Below are 21257 nucleotides of genomic sequence, written 5' to 3' on the forward strand. Positions count from 1 at the left end.
TTTTAAATAATCACCGATATCAATGTATATCTGGATTTTAATCTTAAAAAATCGTCCCCTGATGAAAATAAGCTGGTATAACCAGTTGTTTTGACAGGATAATTCACATGTTGGCTGTCGTGCCTGATTATTATGTCTGGATTCGTACTTTATGAGCGGATTAGTTGAACTTTCCTAACCCTCCACCGCATAATTCCCGGGGTGGCAATATTATTGCTGTTCTATTTTTACGAGCTAACGAATTAAATCCCTGAGGAGGGATGACAAATGCACTCCTGGAAAAAGAAACTCGTTGTATCTCAACTAGCATTAGCCTGCACTTTGGCAATCGCTTCTCAGGCAAATGCTGCAACCTATAATACCTGGGGCTATCACGACAATACTTATACTGTACTGGACTGGGGTAACATGGATGCTCCAGGTTCTGATGGCAACTATGTCACTTACAGTGGTTTTATTTATCATAACAACACCAACGCTGATTATGATCAATCCTTCAACGGTGATACCGTTAATGGCACCATTTCAACTTATTATTTAAATCATGACTATGTGTCAGGTTCAGATAATACGGTAAACATCGCAAACTCAAATATTCATGGTTCCATTACCTCAGAATTGCCGTTTGGTTATTATGGTATAACCCCTGCCTCCACCGACCCGGACACGGGCGACTACCTGCCTCGCACCTATGAAGGGTATTCTTTCAACGACGGCACGACCATCGTTGATACTAACTGGTACGATGGCGATATATTTACACTGAACGTCGCCAATTCTACCATTGACGATGACTCTGAAGCGCTTTACTTTACAGACATTTATCTGGATGGTACGACAGGGAAATCCACGAACGAGTCTTTCTATACCTCCCGCGGCGTAGCCGTTAATCTGGATGTAGAAAGCAATATTAATATGTCTGATAACTCACGCGTTGCAGGTATTGCGTTGAGCCAGGGGGATACCACCAATACGAATTACGGCTCCGAATATCACCAGTGGGATAACACTATCAGCGTGACCAATTCCACAGTGACTTCCGGTTCGCAAAGTCCGCTGGAATCGTATGAGGACGATAATTTCGGCGAGTTTGGTGGTCATTTCGGAAACTCTGAAGAGCCGAGTGATTACGCAGGCAACGGCGGTGCAAATGACGTAGCCCTGTCTTTCACAGACAACGCGGCTTCACATTACTCAATGAAGAACAACGTCTATTTCAATCATTCTACTCTGCTGGGCGATGTTGAATTTACCAGTAACTGGAATGATGACGGCGAGTTTTTCTATTCAACGGGTCATGATTCTAATGGTGACGGCATTCTGGACACTAACGGTGGCTGGGTTGACGACGCACAGAATGTTGATGAGCTGAACATTACTCTGGACAACGGCAGCAAGTGGGTAGGTTCAGCAAACATTTATGCTGACGATATTGCGCCAGCGACAATGTATGATGTGGCGACTAATAGTCTTACTCCGGGCGCTATCGTTGAAGCCAACGACTGGGGACGCGTTGTCAGCAATCAGGTATTCCAGAGCGGCGTGTTTAATGTAACCTTAAATAACGGTTCTGAATGGGATACCGTTAATGGTTCTGTCATTGATAGCCTGGCAGTAAATAATAGCTCTCAGGTAAACGTAACTGACTCTGGTTTAACTTCAGATACCATCGTATTAACCAACGGTTCATCAATGAACATTGGTGAAGATGGACAGGTAAACACCGATCACCTGACGATTAATACCTTCAGTACCGTTGCGCTGAATGATGACGTCACTCACTATGGTGATTACTCTCTGTACGCCAATACCATCACCGTAACAAACGGCGGCGCATTAGATGTTAATGTCGATCAGTATGACAACGGCGTCTTCAGCACCGATAAACTGGAACTGACCAGCGGTAACGTTGCGGATAACCATGGTGATGTGGTGTCCGGTGTGTTCAATATCCACAGCAGCGATTATGTACTGAATGCGGATCTGGTCAACGACCGTACCTGGGATAAAACGCAGGCTAACTACGGTTACGGTACTATCGCCATGAATTCTGATGGTCACCTGACCGTTAACGGTAACGGCGATATCAATAATGGCGATGAACTGGATAACAGCTCCATTGACAACGTCATTGCTGCGACCGGTAACTATAAAGTGCGTATCGATAACGCCACCGGTGCCGGTTCTGTTGCCGAATACAAAGATAAAGAACTTATCTACATTAACGACCAGAACAGTAACGCTACCTTCTCCGCTGCCAACAAAGCCGACCTGGGGGCTTACACCTATCAGGCTGAGCAGAACGGCAATACCGTTATCCTCAAGCAGAAAGAGCTGACCGATTACGCCAACATGGCGCTGAGCATTCCGTCTGCCAATACCAATATCTGGAACCTTGAGCAGGACACGTTAGGCGCTCGCCTGACCAATGGCCGCCATGGTCTGACCGATAACGGCGGGGCATGGGTAAGCTACTTTGGCGGCAGCTACAACGGCGATAACGGCACCATTGCTTACGATCAGGATGCCAGCGGTATCATGGTGGGTGTTGACTCCCTGGTTGAAGGAAACAACGCTAAATGGACCATCGGTGCTGCGGCGGGCTTCGCAAAAGGCGACATCAGCGACAGAACGGGTCAGGTTGATCAGGACAGTCAGTCTGCCTGGTTGTATTCTTCCGCTCGCTTTGCCAACGATGTCTTCCTGGATGGTTCATTAAGTTACAACCGTTTCAATAATGACCTGTCAGCCACTATGAGCAACGGCCAGTATGTTGATGGTGATTCTTCAACAGACGCCTGGGGCTTCGGTCTGAAAATGGGTTATGACTTTAAGTTCGATAACACCGGTTATCTGACGCCTTATGCCAGCATCAATGGTCTGTTCCAGTCGGGCGATGACTATCAGCTGAGCAACGACATGCGTATGGACGGTCAGTCTTATGACAGCCTGCGTTATGAACTGGGCTTCGATGCGGGTTACACCTTCAATTACGGTGCCGACCAGGCGCTGACCCCGTACTTCAAACTGGCGTGGGTGTATGACGACGCCGACAACAGTGCAGAAATTAATAACGACGACATCGACAATGGTGTTGAAGGTTCAGCGGTTCGTGTTGGACTGGGTACCCAGTTTAGCTTTACCAAAAACTTCAGCGCTTACAGCGATGCAACCTACCTGGGCGGCGGCGACGTTGAGCAGGATTGGGGCGCGAATGTTGGTGTGAAATATACCTGGTAAGAACAGTATCGTTTTTGTTCACCTGTTGTGTAATAAAGCCCGCCAGGCAACTGGCGGGTTTATCAGCAAGGAAAGACAGTAAAAATGATCAACAGCCAACCGGTAGACGAGTTTCATCGTCTGAATCATCGGTTAATGCCTTCAGGAACGCCCTTTGAATATGCCCAGGGCAGCGTTATCGTTCCGGAAGAGAGTAATGAACTGCGTACTTACGTTTTCCTTGAAGGGGCAATTTCTTTAGAACGTCAGAATAATCGGTTGCTGCTTGGCGTCGTGGCCGCACCGGGGATTTTTGGGCTCGGTATCGGCGCAATGCCGACGCAGGAACACTATCATCTGCATGTTGAAACATCCTGTCGCGGCTATCATCTTCCTGCCAGTACCACGTTACAACTTCTGGATAAACATCAGCTTTGGCGGGACGCCTTCTACTGGATGACCTGGCAAAACCGGGCGCTGGAAGCGCGCGACCAGCAACTGATTGGCACCAGCTCCTATGCGCAAATACGTGCAACGCTACTGACGATGGCGAAATGGGATGATGCTTTGCGCGCCCGTATAGGCGTTATGACCTATATCCAGCGGCGCACGCTGATTTCACGTTCGGTCATTGCAGAGGTGCTGGCGGCACTGAGGCAGGGTGATTATATTCGCATGGAGAAGGGCAAGCTGGTCTGCATTAACCGCCTGCCCCTGGATTACTGAACGTGCGCAGCGGCTCAGGATGCCGGGATCACTTCCGGCTTATGGCCACTCAGCTCACTGACCAGGTCGTTTACGCCGTCGCTCATATTTACAAAACGCGTCAGCGGTGAACGGGTGACCACAACAAAAACGCCGACATTGTTTTTCGGCACCATCGCCATATAGGTAATAAAACCGCCGCCACCGCCGGTTTTTTGAATGATCCCAGGACGGCCATTTTTAGGCGACATGTACACCCAGCCAAGACCGAGCGCATCAGCCTTGCCGGGGACGTCCATTCCGATCACTCGCGTAAGCTGCGTGCGCTGATAGATCAGCGTCTGCATCCGATCGGCCTGATTATTACGCGCATAAAAATCGGAGGAGAGGAACTGCTGCATCCAGCGCATCATATCGCCCGGCGTCGAGTACACGCCGCCGCTGCCTATGGCCGCCAGAGTGTTATTGCAGGGACTCGCGCCTTTCTCCGCCACCATCAACCGCTTGCACTGATCCGGCGACGGCGTAAAAGTGGTGTCTTTCATACCCAGCGGACGGGTAATTTGCTCTTCGAAAAGCTGCGGATAAGGTTTGCCTGCTGCGGTGGACAACGCATCCGCCAGCAGATCAAAAGCCAGGTTTGAATAGGCTGCCTGCGCTCCCGGCGCGGTTTTCAGCTTAGCGGTAGAAAGCCAGTTCCAGCGCTGCTCGCGTGTTGGCCAGACAAATACCGGACGATGCGCCGCGCCGCCCGGCTGTTCGCGCGGTAACGCGCTGGTATGGGTGGCAAGGTTAACCAGCGTAATAGGCGTGCCGTTATAAGTCGGAACACGTGCGCCTGGCGGGGCATACTTGCTCAGGGGATCGTTAAGTTTAACCACGCCCTGATCCAGCAGTTTCACCAGCATCTCGCTGGTCATCAGCTTGGAAATCGAAGCGATGCGGATCACGGAATCAAGCTGCGGATGGACGTTGCTGCCCGGTCGGGTTTCACCAAAACTTCGAAACACCCGCTGGTTACCATCGATCACCACCATCGCCATGCCGGTGGCGCCGCTACCGTAATAAATATGGTTTGCGTAGCGATCGACAACATCAGAGGCAAATTCCGGATCGAGCGAGGGTTGCGCGGCATTGGCCGACGAGAAGCTCAGCACGCCCAGCATCACGGATAAAAGCAGACAACGTTTCAACAAAGTATCCATCAAAGAATTAAGAAGATTATGCGTATTTATACTATTTAGCTGCCCGATGCAAAGCCCGGAAAAGGGCATTATTCGCGGTTAAAACGTAACGATGCGTAAACAGACGGGTTTTCTTGCCCTTTAATGTCTGCTTCTGTGACGCCAGCCTTATGGTAACCTCCTAAACTTCGGCAATTTTCTCAGGGGCAAAGCGATGTCAGCCAAACGGGTAGTCATGATTGTGGATATGCAGAACGGTGTTTTCGCCACTCCGCGCTTGCAGCGTGAGCAGTGCGTCATGCGTATTAACCAACTGACACAAGCCGCAGACAGGGTGATTTTTATCCAGCACTGCGAAGAGGGTGGTCTGGAAGCCGGCAGCGAAGGCTTCGCATTATTACCCGAACTTGTTCAGCCAGAACGGGCGAACTATGTGACGAAAACCGCCTGCGATGCTTTTTATAAAACCGAACTGGCGCAGCTGCTGGAAGATAACGGCATTAGCGAATTTGTGATTTGCGGCTGTGCGACAGATTACTGCGTCGATACCACGATCAAAGCCGGGGCCAGCCGCGGTTACGCGATCACAGTGGCAGAGGATGCTCACACCACAGCGAATCGCGCCGCGGTCGACGCGGCGTCGCTGATTGCTCACCACAATGAGGTCTGGCGCACGCTGATCATGCCCGGCAATCCGGTGCAGGTGAAATCCACAGAAACAATTCTTGGCGAGTGGCAGGCGAACTAAGCCACCGCCGGTTGGTCTGAAAGGCGGATTTCATCCGTTAAGCACGTTGTTCGCTATAAAAATGAGAAGCTTCAGGAGCAGATATGTTTAAGTCTTTTTTCCCAAAGCCGGGACCATTCTTTTTGTCGGCATTTATTTGGGCGCTGATTGCCGTAATTTTCTGGCAGGCAGGCGGGGGCGACTGGCTACAACACATTGCCGGTGCGTCTGATGACGTCCCGATTGGCGCTGCGCGCTTCTGGTCGGGCGGCTATCTGGTCTTTTACGCTTACTACGCCCTCTGCGTGGGGATTTTTGCGCTGTTCTGGTATAAAGCCGCGCCGCATCGCTGGCAGAACTGGTCGATTCTGGGCACGGCACTGATCATCTTCGTCACCTGGTTTATGGTGCAGGTGAGCGTGGCGATTAACGCCTGGTACGCGCCTTTTTACGATCTGATCCAGACCGCGCTCAGCGCGCCGCACAAAGTTACCCTGGGCCAGTTCTATCGCGAAATCGGCGTCTTCCTGGGTATCGCGCTGATCGCGGTGCTGGTGGCGGTGCTGAATAACTTCTTCGTCAGCCACTATGTGTTCCGCTGGCGCACGGCGATGAACGAATATTACATGGCGCACTGGCAGCGTTTACGCCATATCGAAGGGGCCGCGCAGCGTGTGCAGGAAGACACCATGCGCTTCTCCAGCACGCTGGAAGACATGGGCGTCAGTTTCCTCAACGCCATTATGAAGCTGATCGCTTTCCTGCCGATTCTGGTGACGCTGTCGGCGCACGTGCCGGAGCTCCCCATTATCGGGCATATCCCCTATGGTCTGGTGGTGGCGGCTATCCTCTGGTCGCTGGTGGGCACCGGCCTGCTGGCGGTGGTGGGTATCAAATTGCCGGGGCTGGAGTTTAAAAATCAGCGCGTGGAAGCGGCCTACCGTAAAGAGCTGGTGTATGGCGAGGACGATCCGGAGCGTGCCGATCCGCCTACCGTACGCGAGCTGTTTGCCGCGGTGCGCCGTAACTATTTCCGCCTCTATTTTCACTATATGTACTTCAATATCGCGCGTATTTTTTACCTGCAAATCGATAACGTTTTCGGCCTTTTCCTGCTGTTCCCGTCGATTGTTGCCGGTACCATCACGCTCGGACTGATGACGCAGATCACCAACGTATTTGACCAGGTGCGCAGCTCCTTCCAGTATCTGATCAACTCCTGGACAACGCTGGTGGAACTAATGTCTATCTACAAGCGTTTGCGTACCTTCGAGCGCACCCTCGATAACGAGGAAACCCCGGACGTTGTCACCACACTGAGCTGATACAGGGAAAGAGTATGTCTTTGATCGCACCACGTTTTATCCCGATTCTGGCCGGTCTTATCCTCGCCGGATGTAGCACAGAGCGTGCGACGCCGCTAAAAGAGGGGGAGAAGGCGGTTGATGTGGCAGGCGTGGTGCGGGCGAAAATGCCCGCCAGCGTGAAAGATCGCGACGCATGGGCGAAGGACCTGGCAACCACCTTTGAAAGCCAGTCGCTGGCACCGACGCTGGAAAATATCTGCTCGGTGCTGGCGGTGGCGCAGCAGGAGTCTAACTATCAGGCCGATCCCCCGGTGCCGGGGCTGAGCAAAATCGCCTGGCAGGAGATCGACAAGCGCGCCGCGCGGCTGCACATTCCCTCGTTTGTTGTGCACACCGCGCTGAAAATCAACTCCACCACAGGCAAAAGCTACAGCGAGCGTCTTGATAACGTGAAGACCGAAAAGCAGCTCAGCGCGATTTTCGACGATCTTATTGACCGCGTGCCGCTGGGTCAGACGCTCTTTGGTTCGCTGAATCCGGTGCACACCGGCGGGCCGATGCAGGTGAGCATCGACTTTGCTGAAAAGCATGCCAGCGGTTACCCGTGGAAGATGGACGGCTCAGTGCGCCAGGAAGTGTTCACCCGCCGCGGCGGTCTGTGGTTCGGGACTTATCACCTGCTTAACTATCCCGCCAGTTACTCCGCGCCGCTTTACCGTTTCGCCGATTTTAATGCCGGATGGTACGCCAGCCGCAATGCCGCGTTCCAGAATGCGGTCAGCAAAGCCAGCGGCGTGAAGCTGGCGCTGGATGGCGATCTGATCCGTTACGATACGCGCGAACCGGGTAAAACCGAGCTGGCAGTGCGTAAGCTTGCGGGAAAACTGGATATGAGCGAGCGTGAAATTCGTCAGCAACTGGAGAAGGGCGACAGTCTGGCGTTTGAAAAGACCGCGCTCTATCGTGAAGTGTATCGTTTAGCAGAGCAGAAAAGCGGGAAAGCGCAGCCGAAAGAGATGTTGCCCGGCATTCAGCTGGAAAGCCCGAAAATCACCCGCAACCTGACGACCGCCTGGTTTGCTAAGCGTGTGGACGATCGTCGGGCGCGCTGCATGGGACAGAAATAAAAGGCTTAGTCGTAACGCCGCCAGCGCAGCAGCAGGGCAATGACGCCAAGAATGGCGCTACCGATGAGGAAGGGGACCAGACCAAAAATGGTCCCTACGCCCAGCCCCATTTCAACGTGCGGCCGGTTTACATCCTGCATCTGCATCAGATGTTCAAACACGCCAGGCGCATGCACCAGCAGGTTTAACAGTTGCGCACCGGCCCAGAAGCAGAGCAGTACAAATACGGCATACGCAATGTTACCCGGGGTGGAGGCGTCACGCTTTTTTCCTTTCCGATCCGAAAAGGGTTTCGACAAAGTAAAGTCTGCCATATCGACCTCCGCTACTCATGATGAACGTCGGCTAAAAGCCGGTGATACTGAGTTTATTTTGACAGGACATCGTGATTGTCAATATCAGATTGGTGACAAATTGCACCGTAACGCGGGGAAGAATAATCAATTTTTGCTGACACTCACATTTTTGTAACATATATATTTATTCATTAACATTTAAGATTTTCCGCATGCCGCACAGACGTGCAGGCGCAAATATGCGAGGATATTTTTTTAGCCTGCGGAGTTGTTATGAAACTGCCTGAGAAAATTCGCCGTGACTGGCATTATTATGCGTTTGCCATTGGTTTGATCTTCATTCTTAACGGCGTGGTGGGACTACTGGGATTTGAGGCGCAGGGCTGGCAGACGTATGCCGTCGGGCTGGTGACCTGGGTGATCAGCTTCTGGCTGGCGGGGCTGATTATTCGCCGCCGCCCCGCAGAAGACGAGACGGCGGCGAAAACGCCGGATTAATTCATGGTGCTTTTCAGCGCGCTGTCGGCCTGATGGCGCGCTAACGCCAGATCGATCAGACGGCTAATCAGCTCCGTATAACCGATACCGCTTGCCTGCCACAGCTTGGGATACATACTGATATTGGTGAATCCTGGCAGCGTGTTGATTTCATTAATAATTACGTCATTATCAGCCGTGAGAAACACGTCCACGCGCGCCATCCCGGCGCAGCCCAGCGTCTGATATGCCTGTACCGCAATATTACGGATCGCGTCATTGACCGCCGGATCGATATCCGCCGGGACCACCACCCGCGCGCCGTTATCATCAATGTACTTGGTATCGTAAGCGTAAAACTCACTGTTAAGCACGATTTCGCCGCAGGTGCTGGCTTCAGGCTCGTCGTTACCCAGCACGGCGCATTCGATTTCGCGACCGACAATGCCTTTTTCCACCACGACTTTATGATCGAATTCGAAGGCCAGACGCACCGCCGCCTCATACTGCGCTTCAGTGGTCACTTTACTGACGCCAACGGACGACCCCTGGTTTGCCGGTTTAACAAACAGCGGCAGGCCGAGCGTCGAGGTCATCTCAGCGAAAGAATAGCGCTGGCGGTTTGCCCGCGTCAGGGTGATAAAGGGGGCGATATTCAGTCCGGCATCGCGCAGCAAGCGCTTGGTGACGTCTTTATCCATACAGGCGGCGGATCCGAGCACGTCTGAGCCGACAAACGGCAGGTTAGCCATGCGCAGCATACCCTGCAAAGAACCGTCTTCCCCCAGCGTGCCGTGCACAATCGGGAAAATCACGTCAATGTGCGGCAGCGGCTCGCCATTGTCGGCGTTAATCAGCGGCTGTTCCGCCTGGCCTGGGATCTGCGCCAGGCGGGTTGCGGAAGGATTGAGCGCAATGCGCGCCGGATCATGGGCATTCAGCAGGTAATTTTCTGCATCATTAACGTGCCACTGTCCCTGCTTATCAATACCCAGTAACACCACCTCGAAGCGGTTTTTGTCCATCGCTTCCACGATGTTTTTCGCCGACTGCAATGAGACTTCATGCTCCGCCGATTTACCGCCAAACACCACGCCTACCCGCAACTTCTTCATCACCACATCCACTCATTAACGTCATGAAAGTCTCTACCTTACCACGTCAAAACGGCGGATTCCCGGCCTTCTGATATAATGTTTCTTCAGCCTGAAAGGAGAACGCGTGAAAGGAAAAAGCCTGATTGTTGTCGCGGTTCTTTTGGGGGCGGGCGTGATGGCGTATCGCCATCTGCCCTCCTGGTATAACCCCTTTACGCCGCTGCGCTTAAGCGATCCGCCCGGCGTCATTACCCAGTTTAAGCTGCGACGCTTGCCGCCTGAGCAGTGCGCCGCCTTGCTGGCAGAGGCCAATCAGCAGGGGCTGATCACCACGCGGTCGGTCGCCAAAACCACCGGCAGCTGTCCGCTCACCAACGCGGTGCGGGTGCGCGATTTTGGCCCGGTAAAGCTCAGCAGCAGTTTTCTGGCCTCATGTCCGCTTGCGTTAAGCTCGGCGCTGTTTGTCGATCAACAGGCGCGTCCTTTGACGCAGCAGTTTATGGGTAGCGCGCTGGTGCGCATCGACCATTTCGGCAGCTATGCCTGCCGTAATATTTATCACCGCGAGAACGCGCGCCTGAGCGAACACGCCACGGCGGATGCGCTGGATATCAGCGGGTTTCGTCTCGCCTCCGGTCAGCAAGTCAGCGTACTGCGTGGCTGGAAAGTGGATAAAACCCAGCCCTGGCTTCAGGCGATGCTCAGTGCCAGCTGCGACTATTACGGCAACGGGCTGGGCCCGGAGTACAATGCGGCCCACGCAAATCATTTTCACCTTGGCATGCGCGGCTACGGCCTGTGCCGCTAATGGGTGATCTACACAAGAAAGACAACCTGTTATGGAAGCCTGGAAAGTAAATCTTATCTCCGTCTGGTTCGGCTGTTTTTTCACCGGCCTGGCGATCAGTCAGATCCTGCCTTTTCTGCCGCTATATGTGGCGCAGCTCGGCGTCACTTCACATGAAGCGCTGTCAATGTGGTCGGGGCTGACCTTCAGCATTACCTTTCTGGTGTCGGCCATTGTTTCGCCGATGTGGGGCAGCCTCGCGGATCGCAAGGGCCGCAAGCTGATGCTGCTGCGCGCCTCGCTGGGCATGGCCATCGCCATTCTGTTGCAGGCCTTTGCCACTAACGTCTGGCAGCTCCTGTTGCTGCGCGGCATCATGGGGCTGACCTCCGGCTACATTCCCAACGCGATGGCGCTGGTCGCCTCGCAGGTGCCCCGCGAGCGCAGCGGCTGGGCGCTCAGCACCCTGTCCACGGCGCAAATCAGCGGCGTGATCGGCGGCCCGTTGATGGGCGGCTTTCTGGCGGATCATGTTGGTCTGCGGGCGGTATTTTTCATTACCGCTATCCTGCTGGTGGTCAGTTTTCTGGTCACGCTGTTCCTGATCAAAGAAGGCGTACGGCCGAAAATCAGCAAAGCGCAGCGTTTGTCCGGCAAAGCGGTATTTGCCTCGCTGCCTTATCCGCGGCTGGTGATCAGCCTGTTCGTCACGACCATGGTCATCCAGTTGTGTAATGGATCCGTGGGGCCGGTGCTGGCGCTGTTTATTCAGTCGCTGTCGCCGGACAGCACTAATATTGCCTTTCTTAGCGGTATGATCGCCGCCATTCCGGGCGTATCGGCGCTGATCTCCGCGCCCCGGCTCGGTAAGCTTGGCGATCGCATCGGTACCGCCCGCATTCTGATGGCGACGCTCATCTGCGCCGTCGGGCTGTTCTTCGCTATGTCTTTTGTCACCTCACCGCTGCAATTAGGCATCCTGCGTTTTCTGCTTGGCTTTGTGGATGGCGCCATGCTGCCGGCAGTGCAGACGTTGCTGCTAAAATACTCCAGCGATCAGGTCACCGGACGCATTTTCGGCTACAACCAGTCGTTTATGTATCTGGGCAACGTCGCCGGTCCGCTGATGGGCGCGACCGTCTCCGCGATGGCCGGATTCCGCTGGGTGTTCGCCGCTACAGCCGTAGTGGTTTTGCTTAACGTCTGGCAACTGGCGGCAGAACTCAGGCGCACCCGCCTTCGCATTGATAAAAAATAAGTAAGCAGACTTAAACTATTATTTAACGGAGCTTAATGCTCCGTCAGTCTGTTGTTTTGCCTGCACACTTTGGCCAGCATTGCTGTATTTACAGCCCGGCAAAGCCAAAATAATTCGCGGTCATAAAAAAGCATTAATCATTTGAAAAAAATAATACCTGAAGCTACTTTGCAATTATCAGATCTGGTGCTAACGTCAGCGAAAATCACATAAGGAAATAGCGCTATGAAAAACCTCATCGCAGAGTTGTTGGTTAAGCTTGCTGAAAAGGAGGAAGAGTCTAAGGAGCTGGTCGCGCAGGTCGAGGCGCTGGAAATTGTGGTGACGGCACTGCTGCGCCACATGGCCGCGCCGGAACAGAATGCGCTGATCCAGAGTATCGAAGGCGCGCTGGAAGCGGCCCGCCCGGATGCCGAGGTCTCGGAAAAGGATTCTGAACTGTTGCAGCAATACGTAAAAAAGCTTCTCAGGCATCCCCGCAGTTAAATTACTGAATGGGAATGCCAGCGATCGCGCTTTTTATTTCTTTTATTGCCCTGCCTGTCTTTGCTGGCAGAAAATAGTCTACAACCCCCCTCCGTTCATTTGCCGCCTGATTGCGCAAATGAACGGAGGGTGGTTTTTTTTTCGTAACGCGCCATGCTTAAAGAGAAACTTGTTCTGAGGATGGTGATATGAAAATAACATTCCTGGTAACCCTGCTGTTTGGCATGCTTTTTATGATGGCAGTCAGCGCGGCTGAAAAAGATCTGACGCCGCAACAGCAACGTATGACCATTTGTAATCAACAGGCCACCGCGTAGACGTTGAAAGGCGACGCCCGCAAAAGTTATATGAGCGATTGCCTGAAAAATACTAAAGTAGAGCCGGGCCAGAAAAGTCTTTCCCCCCAGCAGCAAAAAATGCGCGAATGTAATTCTCAGGCGACCCAGCAATCGCTGAAAGGCGAGGATCGCAGTAAGTTTATGAGCGCCTGCCTTAAAAAATAACGCTGATACAAACGGGTGACGCTGCGCGGCGGCTCACCCGAAATTTCATACTTACCCGTCGGGTCACCTGCCTATAATTTTTGGAAATGTTTCAGAATGTTCCCAAAAATTATGAATGATAACAATTTTTATACTTCTGCGCCGTCGCGTCCTGACGGCGACAGCTTGCACAGTCAGGACGAACTTTACCGGGCCGGGCAGCAGTTTGTCCGCCGCGCCAGGATGCCGCGCGTGGCGGGTGTGGGTGGCCTCTATTTCCCGCTGGCAGGCGTTATGGTGACGCAGTCCCTCCCCGGGGGCTGGTGGATGGCGTTGCTGTGCTGGGCGTTTATCTGGCCGCATTTTGCCTGGCAAAGGGCAGTGCGTGCCAGCGAGCCGAAGCGTGCGGAACTGGCCAACCTGAAGACGGATGCCATTCTTGCCGGTATGTGGATCGCCATTATTGGCGTGAACGTCATGCCTACTGCGGCGCTGGTGATGATGATCGGCGTGAATTTAATGGGCGCAGGTGGACCGAAATTATGCGGCATGGGGTTAGTTCTGCTGCTGGTAACCTGTCTGGTCACGCTGCAAATCACCGGTATTGCCGTGGTGCTGACCAGTACGCCGCTGGAAGGGTGGTTGTCGATCCCCTTTCTGGTGATCTATCCGATGCTGTTCGCGTGGGGGAGTTACAAAACGGCGAACCGGCTCGCCGCGCAGAAACGTCGTCTGAAGGTGATGAGCACCCGCGATGGCATGACCGGCGTTTACAACCGCCGCTACTGGGAGATCCTGCTGCGTAACGAATACGATAATTGTCGCCGCCACCAGTTGGCTTCCACGGTACTGCTTATCGACCTCGACCATTTCAAAATCATCAATGACACCTGCGGCCATGACATTGGCGATGAAGCCATCATTGCTCTGACGCACCATCTGCAAATGAGTCTGCGCGGCGGCGATGTGATTGGGCGCTTTGGCGGCGATGAATTCGCGGTGATCATGAACGGCACCAGCCCGGAAAGCGCCGCTGCCGCCATGAGTCGCGTCCATGCCAGGCTTGCGACCTTCCGCCTGACCTCCGCTCCGCACGTCACCCTGCACATCAGCGTGGGCGTTGCGCCCTTAACCGCCGATATGCTGCACTACCGCGAATGGCTAAAGGCCGCTGATATGGCGCTGTACAAAGCCAAAAACGCCGGACGCAACCGTACCGAAATCGCCGCCTGAACTCAGGCTTTGCTGAGCTTCTCTGATTTTTCCATGCATTTGTTCATCGCTTCGATCACCGCCGAGCGGAAACCGCGATCTTCCAGCACCCTGACCGCCTCGATAGTGGTGCCGCCAGGTGAGCACACCATGTCTTTCAGTTCACCCGGATGTTTACCGGTTTCCAGCACCATTTTTGCCGAGCCCATCACCGCCTGCGCCGCAAACTTATAGGCCTGGGCGCGCGGCATACCGCCGAGCACCGCTGCATCGGCCATGGCTTCGATAAACATAAACACATAGGCCGGGGCGGAGCCGCTGACGCCGACGACCGGATGGATCATCGGTTCGGCGATCACTTCCGCTTCACCGAAGCAGCGGAAAATATTCACCACATCCGCAATATCTTCCGGCGTCACCAGCGCGTTAGGGGTGATCGAGGTCATGCCGGCATTCACCAGCGCAGGGGTGTTAGGCATGGTACGCACGATTTTGCGATCGTGGCCGAGGGCACGCGCCAGCTGATCCAGCGTCACGCCTGCGGCGATAGAGACAATCAGCGTATCTTTATTAAGGCTGGAAGTGATTTCACTCAGCACTTTGATCATGACGTTAGGTTTCACCGCGCCAAACACAATATCGGCGACCTGCGCCACTTCCTGCGCGCTGGCGGCGGCATTGATGCCGTATTGATCGTGCAGCGCAGCGACTTTATCAGGGGAGGGGGTGTACACCCAAATCTGGCCCGGCAGTACCTGGCCGCTGGCGATCAAACCGCCGAGGATCGCTTTACCCATGTTGCCGCAGCCGATAAAACCAATTTTTTTGTCCATCACGTCACTCCCTGGTTTTTTATTGATTGGGTTTATAGCTTAACGTGGATCCGCGCACAGGGCTAAAGCTTCCTTGTAGTCTTTGCGGGCAGAGACGATTCAGGCGAGAATAAGGCGTAATCGTTTATCAGGAGTCAATATGGTGATTTGGGTGGATGCCGATGCGTGTCCGAACGTAATCAAAGAAGTATTATTTCGCGCCGCTGAGCGCACGCAAACCCCGCTGACGCTGGTGGCGAATCAGTCGCTGCGCGTGCCGCCGTCACGCTTTATCCGTACCCTGCGGGTGGAGGCGGGCTTCGACGTGGCAGATAACGAAATCGTGCGGCTGTGCAATCCCGGCGATCTGGTGATCACCGCTGACATTCCGCTGGCGGCGGAAGTGATCGCTAAAGGCGGTGCAGCGCTGAACCCGCGCGGCGAACGCTATACCGAAGCCACCATTCGTGAACGCCTGACGATGCGTGATTTTATGGATACCCTGCGCGCCAGCGGCGTACAGACCGGCGGGCCGGATTCGCTCTCTCAGCGCGATCGTCAGCACTTTGCCGCCGAACTGGATAAATGGCTGCTGGAGGTTAAGCGCCGCCGGGAAAGCAATCAGGGCAGCTGAAAGCTTGTCAACGGACGACGCATTCAGTAAGGTGGGCGTGCCATTTTATCTTTACACTTTAAAGTGCATTTTTCTCGCTAAAATCAATGTTACCGCTGTTTTAAATTTCTCTGTAATTATTTATTTACACTTGCTGGCAGCAGATAATCATTTTTGTTTCATCATATCTCGTTCTGCAATGGGCGGAACCAGGGGGATCACCAGGTCATGACGTTACCCATCTTTCTAACTGGCGCACGCGGTTGCGGAAAAACCACCATCGGCGTTCAGCTCGCCCGGGTCCGCGACTGCCAGTTTGTCGATACCGATCGCGTATTACAGGATCAGGCGCAAATGACCGTCGCCAGTATCGTTGAAAAAGAGGGCTGGTCAGGATTTCGCGCACGGGAAACCGCCACCCTGCAAAGCGTCACCGCGCCATCGACAGTGATCGCCACCGGTGGCGGGATTATCCTCAGCGAATTTAACCGTCAGTTTATGCGCGAACAGGGCATAGTGATTTATCTCTGCGCCCCGGTGGACGTACTGGCGCAGCGCCTTGAAGCCACGCCGAAAGCCACCCAGCGTCCGACGCTGACCGGTAAACCCATCAGCGAAGAAGTGAGCGATATTCTGGCCGAGCGCGATGCGCTTTATCGCGAGGCGGCGCACTATGTGGTTGATGGCGCTCAGGATCCGGAAAGCGTCGTGGAAGAAATCCAGACGGTATTATTACTGGCGCGCGCAAGCTAAACCTGATGCGCTACCTTTGGCTATACTCCAGGTACGACTGATAAAAACTGATAAAAAAGGAAGTGCTATGCCGACAAGACCGCCGTACCCAAGAGAAGCGCGTATCGTGACCGTTGAAAAAGGAAACCAGGAAGAAACCGTGACCTGGTATCAATTACGATCCGATCACCCTAAGCCCGATTCGCTGATCAGCGAGCATAATACCGAGCAGGAAGCGCTGGATGCCAAGCGCCGCTACGAAGATCCTGATAAATCCTGATCCCTTTCCCCCGCGCCGCGGGGGAAATTTTATAAACCTTTCGGGAAATAACAGACGTTTATGTAAGCGTTTACAAAAATAGTCACGCTCCGGTCATATCTGCTGCTACGCTTTTTTCTGCGACGATCATTGCCGGTTTTACTCCCGCCCTCTGGCGTGAGCAATTGTCAGTCCTGAATAACTGAAGTGAAGAAGGCGGAAAGAACCATGAGTGCGACTCTGGCCATCCTCACCATTGGTGTGGTGCCCCTCAATGCTGTGCTGCCGCTCTTAACTGAGCACATTGCTGAAGATCAGATCACCCACGTTAGTTTGATGGGCAAGATGGATCCTGAAGATGCCCTTGAAGATTACGCCGCCGCGCCGGGCGAGGACGAGATCCGCGCACTGCTGAACAATGGCGAGGTGGTAAAAGTCTCGCGCCAGAAGGTGAAGCGCGATCTGCAAAGCGTCATCGAACTGCTCGATAAGCAGGGCTATGATGTCATCCTGCTAATGTATAACGATAAAATCGAAGGGCTGAAATCCCGCAACGCTATTTTGCTGGAGCCGCAACGCATTATTCCGCCGCTGGTCGCCTCCATTATTGATGGTCATCAGGTGGGCGTGCTGGTGCCGATGGCAGAGATGCTTGGCGAACAGCAGCAAAAATGGCAGGCGCTTTCAAACGAGCCGCTGTACGCCATTGCCAGTCCACAGGACACTATCGGCTCGCAGCTGGTGGACGCAGGTAGAACGCTCATCGATCAGGGCGCTGACGTGCTGATGCTCGACTGCCTCGGTTTTCACCAGGCGCACCGCGATCTGCTGCAAAAATCCCTCGACGTTCCCGTTCTGCTCTCTAACGTGCTGGTCGCCCGTCTTGCCTCTGAGCTGCTGATGTAACAGCGATTTTACGTGACAGCCATAAAGCCTGGCCCCTATAGTGGATTTCCATACACTACACAGATAAGGGCCAGTCTATGCTTCAGAGTAATGAATACTTTTCCGGTAAAGTGAAATCCATTGGTTTTACCAGCAGCAGCACTGGCCGTGCCAGCGTCGGCGTCATGGCGGAAGGCGAATACACCTTCGGAACCGCCCAGCCGGAAGAAATGACGGTGGTCAGCGGCGCGTTAAACGTGCTGCTGCCGGGAGAAACGGAGTGGAAAACCTATGCGGCGGGGGAAGTGTTCAATGTGCCCGGCCACAGCGAATTCCATTTACAGGTGGCCGAGCCGAGCGCTTATCTTTGCCGCTATCTGTAATGCAGCGATCTGTCCCCTCAGGCGAGGGGGCAGATCGACAGGATCAGCGCTGCGCTTCGCCGCCTAATCCTTCCACCAGATTCTGAATTAACGCCGCCAGTTCCCCGGTCATCAGGATAAAGTCAGCATCAAAGCGCTGGGCATAATCCTCGCGATCAATGTCTTCATTCTGATCGCGCAGCTCATCGGAAAACTTCAGGCGTTTGATCGAGCCATCGTCGCACATCATAAACTGAATACGCTGCTGCCAGTCGAGCGCAAGCTTAGTGACCAGCTTTCCGGCTTCAATATGCACGGCGATTTCATCGCAGACGAGATCCTGCTTTTTACAGCGGATCACGCCGCCATCTTCAAGGATCGCTTTCAGTTCGGCTTCATCCTGCAACTGGAATCCCTGCGCCGCGCTGCCGGAGCGTACCCATTCGGTCAGCGTCAGTTCAATTGGATTTTCCAGCGTCAGCGGCACCACCGGCAGGGAGCCGAGGCTTTTACGCAGCAGCGCCAGCGTATCTTCCGCTTTTTTGGCGCTGGCGCAGTCCACCATGATCAGGCCGTTAACCGTATCGATCCACATCATCGTCTGGCTGAAGCGGCTGAAGGCGCGCGGCAGCAGCGAATGCAGCACTTCATCTTTCAGCGAATCTTTTTCGGTCTTCTTCAGCTTGCGGCCCTGATCGGCTTCAAGTTTGGCAATTTTGGCTTCCAGCGCCTGTTTGATCACCGGCGACGGCAGGATCTTTTCTTCTTTGCGGGCGCAAATGATGATCTGGCCATTATTGGTATGGGTCAGTGCATCACTGTGCGAACCCATCGGCGGCACCCAACCGGTTTTCGCCATATCCTGGCTACCGCAAGGTGTAAAGGTTAGCGCGGCTAACTGTTTTTCCATCTCTTCAGCGCGCAATGAAACATCGCGGCTAAGACGGTAAACCATCAAATTTTTGAACCACAGCATGATAATTTTCACGGCCTTGTCGTTAAATGCAGCGGGCATGATAACGAATTGTCACTTTCGATGCATTGCTAATACGGGGCAGGGATCCTACTCTGTTGATATTCCGCGAAAAACAAGGAGATTTCCGTGCGTATAGGAATTGATTTAGGTGGTACGAAAACAGAAGTGATTGCGCTCAGCGACAGCGGCGAACAGCTGTTCCGCCACCGTCTGCCGACGCCAAAAAACGACTACGGACAGACGATTGAAACCGTTGCCACGCTGGTTGAGCTGGCCGAAAAGGAGACCGGGCAAACCGGCACCGTCGGCATGGGGATCCCCGGCTCCATTTCGCCCTATACCGGGGTGGTAAAAAACGCCAATTCCACCTGGCTTAACGGTCAGCCCTTCGATAAAGATCTCAGCAAGCGGCTTAACCGTGAAGTACGGCTGGCGAACGACGCCAACTGCCTGGCGGTATCCGAAGCCGTCGATGGCGCAGCGGCGGGGGCGCAAACCGTCTTCGCGGTGATCATCGGCACCGGCTGCGGTTCCGGCATCGCCCTAAATGGCCATGCGCATATTGGCGGCAACGGCACCGCAGGCGAGTGGGGCCACAACCCGCTGCCGTGGATGGACGAGGACGAACTGCGCTATCGCGATGAAGTGCCGTGCTACTGCGGTAAACAGGGCTGTATCGAGACCTTTATTTCCGGCACCGGTTTTGCCACCGATTACCACCGCTTAAGCGGGCAGTCGCTGAAAGGCAATGAGATTATCCGGCTGGTGGGCGAGCAGGATCCGATCGCTGAACTGGCGCTGAGCCGCTACGAACTGCGGCTGGCGAAATCACTGGCCCATGTGATAAACATTCTGGATCCGGACGTGATCGTGCTGGGCGGCGGCATGAGCAACGTCGATCGTCTGTACAAAACCGTGCCAACGCTGGTGAAAAACTGGGTATTCGGCGGTGAATGCGAAACGCCGATCCGCAAAGCGGTACACGGCGATTCCAGCGGCGTGCGCGGCGCGGCCTGGCTGTGGCCGCAAAATTAATCATTGCACGGCAGCCGCCCCATGACCTTTCAGGCGGCTGTACAACACCAGTGAGATCATGGCCGATAACGACAGCAAGGCTGCCGGTAAGGCCACATATTCATACGTCAGCCCGGCGGTCAGCATCATCCCGCCGCAAAACGCCCCTACCGCGCTGCCCAGATTAAAGGCCATTTGTCCACCCGCCGCTCCCAGCATTTCACCGCCTCTGGCGTTTTGCAGCAGCAGGATTTGCAGCGGCGCAGACAGGGCAAAAAGTCCGGCGCAGCTGATAAAGGCCAGGCTCAGGGACGCGGTTTTGTTCCACGCGAAGAAGAAGATCAGCGCCAGCGCAATGGCAATCACCAGATCGGTCGTCATGGCGATGCGCAGCGGCGTAAACCAGCGCGACAGCTTGCCGCTCAGCATATTACCCAGCACCATTCCCAGTCCCACCAGCATCATGATCGCCGGCATGGTGGTTTCTGCGTAGCCGGAGACGAAGATCATCAGCGGTTTGATATAGCTGAACCAGGCGAAAACCCCGGCGTTGCCGAACAGGGTGGCGGCAAAAATCAGCCAGGGCGCAGGGGATTTGAGGAAGCGGAACTGCGCGGAGAGGGTGGTTTTGGCCTCGTCAGCGATATCCGGGATCCACATCAGGATCGACACCATCACCGCAATGTTAAAGGCCGCAATCAGCCAGAAGGTATAGCGCCAGCTGAATTCATGGCTCAGCCAGGTGCCAATCGGCACGCCGATCAGATTGGCAATGGTCATGCCGGAGATCATCCCTGCGACGGCGGCGGTGACGCGTCCGGGCTGCGCGACTTTGGTGAGAATGATCGCCCCGACGCCAAAAAACGCGCCGTGGGGAAAACCGGACACCAGTCTGCCAATCGCCAGCATTACATAGGACGAGGAGAGGGTGAAAATCACGTTGCCCGCCAGACACAGCAGCGCCAGAAACACCATGATATGTTTCAGCGAAAAGCGGTTAGAGAACAGGGCGATGATCGGCGCGCCCAGCACCACCCCCAGCGCATACCAGGAGATCATATGGCCCGCGGCGGGAATGCTGATCTGCACATCCTTCGCCAGCTCCGTCAGCACGCCCATAATGCCGAACTCTGCCATTCCCAGCCCGAACGTCCCGAGCGCCAGCGAAACAATCACTTTTTTGATACTACCCGACACGGCAATCATCCTTAAGAAAAACCCCCGCCCGGCTGGACGAGGG

22 protein-coding genes and 1 pseudogene are annotated in these 21257 nt (G+C 54.3%); 17 read left to right on the forward strand and 6 right to left on the reverse strand.

The features are described 5' to 3' along the window. Window positions 1-267 precede the first annotated feature (267 nt). The gene (locus tag BMF08_RS10175; protein ID WP_072567483.1) at window positions 268-3240 is read left to right on the forward strand and encodes an autotransporter outer membrane beta-barrel domain-containing protein; all 2973 of its coding nucleotides are present in this window, start codon (window positions 268-270) and stop codon (window positions 3238-3240) included. Between the two features lie 84 nt (window positions 3241-3324). Then, window positions 3325-3945 carry a helix-turn-helix domain-containing protein gene (locus BMF08_RS10180; protein ID WP_072567484.1) on the forward strand — a complete coding sequence of 207 codons (621 nt, stop codon included), beginning with the start codon at window positions 3325-3327 and terminating at the stop codon, window positions 3943-3945. Between the two features lie 14 nt (window positions 3946-3959). Here the strand turns inward: BMF08_RS10180 and ampH are convergent, their stop codons facing one another. After that, the gene (gene ampH / locus BMF08_RS10185) at window positions 3960-5117 is read right to left on the reverse strand and encodes a D-alanyl-D-alanine-carboxypeptidase/endopeptidase AmpH (protein ID WP_072567485.1); all 1158 of its coding nucleotides are present in this window, start codon (window positions 5115-5117) and stop codon (window positions 3960-3962) included. A gap of 205 nt (window positions 5118-5322) precedes the next feature. On the opposite strand from ampH, the gene BMF08_RS10190 reads away from it, so the two are divergent. The 3 genes from BMF08_RS10190 to BMF08_RS10200 all read left to right on the forward strand — a co-directional run bounded on the left by BMF08_RS10190 (window position 5323) and on the right by BMF08_RS10200 (window position 8269). Next, window positions 5323-5856: an isochorismatase family protein gene (locus tag BMF08_RS10190; RefSeq protein WP_072567486.1), complete on the forward strand. Its 534-nt coding sequence runs from the start codon at window positions 5323-5325 to the stop codon at window positions 5854-5856. An 83-nt stretch (window positions 5857-5939) separates the two neighbouring features. Next, complete coding sequence (sbmA, locus tag BMF08_RS10195; protein WP_072567487.1) at window positions 5940-7160, forward strand: peptide antibiotic transporter SbmA; 1221 nt, start codon at window positions 5940-5942, stop codon at window positions 7158-7160. Window positions 7161-7174: 14 nt separating this feature from the next. Continuing rightward, on the forward strand, window positions 7175-8269 hold the full coding sequence (locus BMF08_RS10200) for a DUF1615 domain-containing protein (protein WP_072567488.1): 1095 nt from the start codon (window positions 7175-7177) through the stop codon (window positions 8267-8269). Window positions 8270-8274: 5 nt separating this feature from the next. On the opposite strand, the gene BMF08_RS10205 is transcribed toward BMF08_RS10200, so the two are convergent. Continuing rightward, entirely contained in the window at window positions 8275-8583 is a 309-nt protein-coding gene (locus BMF08_RS10205; protein ID WP_072567489.1) for a DUF2755 family protein, read from the reverse strand. Between the two features lie 255 nt (window positions 8584-8838). On the opposite strand from BMF08_RS10205, the gene BMF08_RS10210 reads away from it, so the two are divergent. Continuing rightward, window positions 8839-9063 (forward strand): DUF2754 domain-containing protein, encoded by a 225-nt coding sequence (locus BMF08_RS10210; RefSeq protein WP_072567490.1) that lies wholly within the window; start codon window positions 8839-8841, stop codon window positions 9061-9063. Here BMF08_RS10210 and ddlA read toward each other — a convergent pair. Beyond that, window positions 9060-10157, reverse strand: coding sequence for a D-alanine--D-alanine ligase (gene ddlA, locus BMF08_RS10215; protein WP_072567491.1), 1098 nt, complete (start codon window positions 10155-10157; stop codon window positions 9060-9062). The two genes, BMF08_RS10210 and ddlA, sit on opposite strands and share 4 nt — an antisense overlap. A gap of 106 nt (window positions 10158-10263) precedes the next feature. On the opposite strand from ddlA, the gene BMF08_RS10220 reads away from it, so the two are divergent. From BMF08_RS10220 to adrA, 5 genes and pseudogenes are all read left to right on the forward strand, one after another. Continuing rightward, window positions 10264-10947, forward strand: a complete 684-nt coding sequence (locus BMF08_RS10220) for an extensin-like domain-containing protein (protein ID WP_072567492.1) — start codon at window positions 10264-10266, stop codon at window positions 10945-10947. Window positions 10948-10978: 31 nt separating this feature from the next. After that, window positions 10979-12184, forward strand: coding sequence for a multidrug efflux MFS transporter (locus BMF08_RS10225; protein WP_072567493.1), 1206 nt, complete (start codon window positions 10979-10981; stop codon window positions 12182-12184). Between the two features lie 225 nt (window positions 12185-12409). After that, the gene (gene iraP / locus BMF08_RS10230) at window positions 12410-12670 is read left to right on the forward strand and encodes an anti-adapter protein IraP (RefSeq protein WP_072567494.1); all 261 of its coding nucleotides are present in this window, start codon (window positions 12410-12412) and stop codon (window positions 12668-12670) included. A gap of 188 nt (window positions 12671-12858) precedes the next feature. Continuing rightward, window positions 12859-13173: pseudogene (gene psiF, locus BMF08_RS10235) on the forward strand (phosphate starvation-inducible protein PsiF). Window positions 13174-13269: 96 nt separating this feature from the next. Next, window positions 13270-14385, forward strand: a complete 1116-nt coding sequence (gene adrA, locus BMF08_RS10240) for a diguanylate cyclase AdrA (protein ID WP_072567495.1) — start codon at window positions 13270-13272, stop codon at window positions 14383-14385. A gap of 2 nt (window positions 14386-14387) precedes the next feature. Here adrA and proC read toward each other — a convergent pair whose 3' ends face one another. Then, window positions 14388-15197: a pyrroline-5-carboxylate reductase gene (gene proC, locus BMF08_RS10245; RefSeq protein WP_072567496.1), complete on the reverse strand. Its 810-nt coding sequence runs from the start codon at window positions 15195-15197 to the stop codon at window positions 14388-14390. Between the two features lie 139 nt (window positions 15198-15336). On the opposite strand from proC, the gene BMF08_RS10250 reads away from it, so the two are divergent. From BMF08_RS10250 to ppnP, 5 genes are all read left to right on the forward strand, one after another. Further along, window positions 15337-15810, forward strand: coding sequence for a YaiI/YqxD family protein (locus tag BMF08_RS10250; protein ID WP_072567497.1), 474 nt, complete (start codon window positions 15337-15339; stop codon window positions 15808-15810). 207 nt (window positions 15811-16017) lie between these two features. Next, window positions 16018-16542 carry a shikimate kinase AroL gene (gene aroL, locus BMF08_RS10255; RefSeq protein ID WP_072567498.1) on the forward strand — a complete coding sequence of 175 codons (525 nt, stop codon included), beginning with the start codon at window positions 16018-16020 and terminating at the stop codon, window positions 16540-16542. Window positions 16543-16609: 67 nt separating this feature from the next. Then, the gene (yaiA, locus tag BMF08_RS10260; protein ID WP_072567499.1) at window positions 16610-16801 is read left to right on the forward strand and encodes a protein YaiA; all 192 of its coding nucleotides are present in this window, start codon (window positions 16610-16612) and stop codon (window positions 16799-16801) included. A gap of 207 nt (window positions 16802-17008) precedes the next feature. Further along, window positions 17009-17686, forward strand: coding sequence for an AroM family protein (locus BMF08_RS10265; protein WP_072567500.1), 678 nt, complete (start codon window positions 17009-17011; stop codon window positions 17684-17686). Between the two features lie 77 nt (window positions 17687-17763). Further along, entirely contained in the window at window positions 17764-18048 is a 285-nt protein-coding gene (ppnP, locus tag BMF08_RS10270; RefSeq protein ID WP_072567501.1) for a pyrimidine/purine nucleoside phosphorylase, read from the forward strand. A gap of 43 nt (window positions 18049-18091) precedes the next feature. Here the strand turns inward: ppnP and rdgC are convergent, their stop codons facing one another. Next, window positions 18092-19003 carry a recombination-associated protein RdgC gene (gene rdgC, locus BMF08_RS10275; protein WP_072569400.1) on the reverse strand — a complete coding sequence of 304 codons (912 nt, stop codon included), beginning with the start codon at window positions 19001-19003 and terminating at the stop codon, window positions 18092-18094. A gap of 126 nt (window positions 19004-19129) precedes the next feature. Between rdgC and mak the strand changes: the two genes are divergently transcribed. Beyond that, entirely contained in the window at window positions 19130-20038 is a 909-nt protein-coding gene (gene mak, locus BMF08_RS10280) for a fructokinase (RefSeq protein ID WP_072567502.1), read from the forward strand. On the opposite strand, the gene araJ is transcribed toward mak, so the two are convergent. Beyond that, entirely contained in the window at window positions 20039-21202 is a 1164-nt protein-coding gene (araJ, locus tag BMF08_RS10285; RefSeq protein ID WP_158684911.1) for an MFS transporter AraJ, read from the reverse strand. Window positions 21203-21257: the final 55 nt, after the last annotated feature.

It is taken from the genome of Enterobacter sp. SA187 (genome assembly GCF_001888805.2).
Lineage (GTDB): Bacteria > Pseudomonadota > Gammaproteobacteria > Enterobacterales > Enterobacteriaceae > Enterobacter_D.

Coding starts and splice junctions, on each gene's coding strand:
- BMF08_RS10175 (WP_072567483.1), top strand. CDS start 268: ATGCACTCCTGGAAAAAGAAACTCGTTGTATCTCAACTAGCATTAGCC.
- BMF08_RS10180 (WP_072567484.1), top strand. CDS start 3,325: ATGATCAACAGCCAACCGGTAGACGAGTTTCATCGTCTGAATCATCGG.
- BMF08_RS10190 (WP_072567486.1), top strand. CDS start 5,323: ATGTCAGCCAAACGGGTAGTCATGATTGTGGATATGCAGAACGGTGTT.
- sbmA (WP_072567487.1), top strand. CDS start 5,940: ATGTTTAAGTCTTTTTTCCCAAAGCCGGGACCATTCTTTTTGTCGGCA.
- BMF08_RS10200 (WP_072567488.1), top strand. CDS start 7,175: ATGTCTTTGATCGCACCACGTTTTATCCCGATTCTGGCCGGTCTTATC.
- BMF08_RS10205 (WP_072567489.1), bottom strand. CDS start 8,583: ATGGCAGACTTTACTTTGTCGAAACCCTTTTCGGATCGGAAAGGAAAA.
- BMF08_RS10210 (WP_072567490.1), top strand. CDS start 8,839: ATGAAACTGCCTGAGAAAATTCGCCGTGACTGGCATTATTATGCGTTT.
- ddlA (WP_072567491.1), bottom strand. CDS start 10,157: ATGAAGAAGTTGCGGGTAGGCGTGGTGTTTGGCGGTAAATCGGCGGAG.
- BMF08_RS10225 (WP_072567493.1), top strand. CDS start 10,979: ATGGAAGCCTGGAAAGTAAATCTTATCTCCGTCTGGTTCGGCTGTTTT.
- iraP (WP_072567494.1), top strand. CDS start 12,410: ATGAAAAACCTCATCGCAGAGTTGTTGGTTAAGCTTGCTGAAAAGGAG.
- adrA (WP_072567495.1), top strand. CDS start 13,270: ATGTTCCCAAAAATTATGAATGATAACAATTTTTATACTTCTGCGCCG.
- proC (WP_072567496.1), bottom strand. CDS start 15,197: ATGGACAAAAAAATTGGTTTTATCGGCTGCGGCAACATGGGTAAAGCG.
- BMF08_RS10250 (WP_072567497.1), top strand. CDS start 15,337: ATGGTGATTTGGGTGGATGCCGATGCGTGTCCGAACGTAATCAAAGAA.
- aroL (WP_072567498.1), top strand. CDS start 16,018: ATGACGTTACCCATCTTTCTAACTGGCGCACGCGGTTGCGGAAAAACC.
- yaiA (WP_072567499.1), top strand. CDS start 16,610: ATGCCGACAAGACCGCCGTACCCAAGAGAAGCGCGTATCGTGACCGTT.
- BMF08_RS10265 (WP_072567500.1), top strand. CDS start 17,009: ATGAGTGCGACTCTGGCCATCCTCACCATTGGTGTGGTGCCCCTCAAT.
- ppnP (WP_072567501.1), top strand. CDS start 17,764: ATGCTTCAGAGTAATGAATACTTTTCCGGTAAAGTGAAATCCATTGGT.
- rdgC (WP_072569400.1), bottom strand. CDS start 19,003: ATGCTGTGGTTCAAAAATTTGATGGTTTACCGTCTTAGCCGCGATGTT.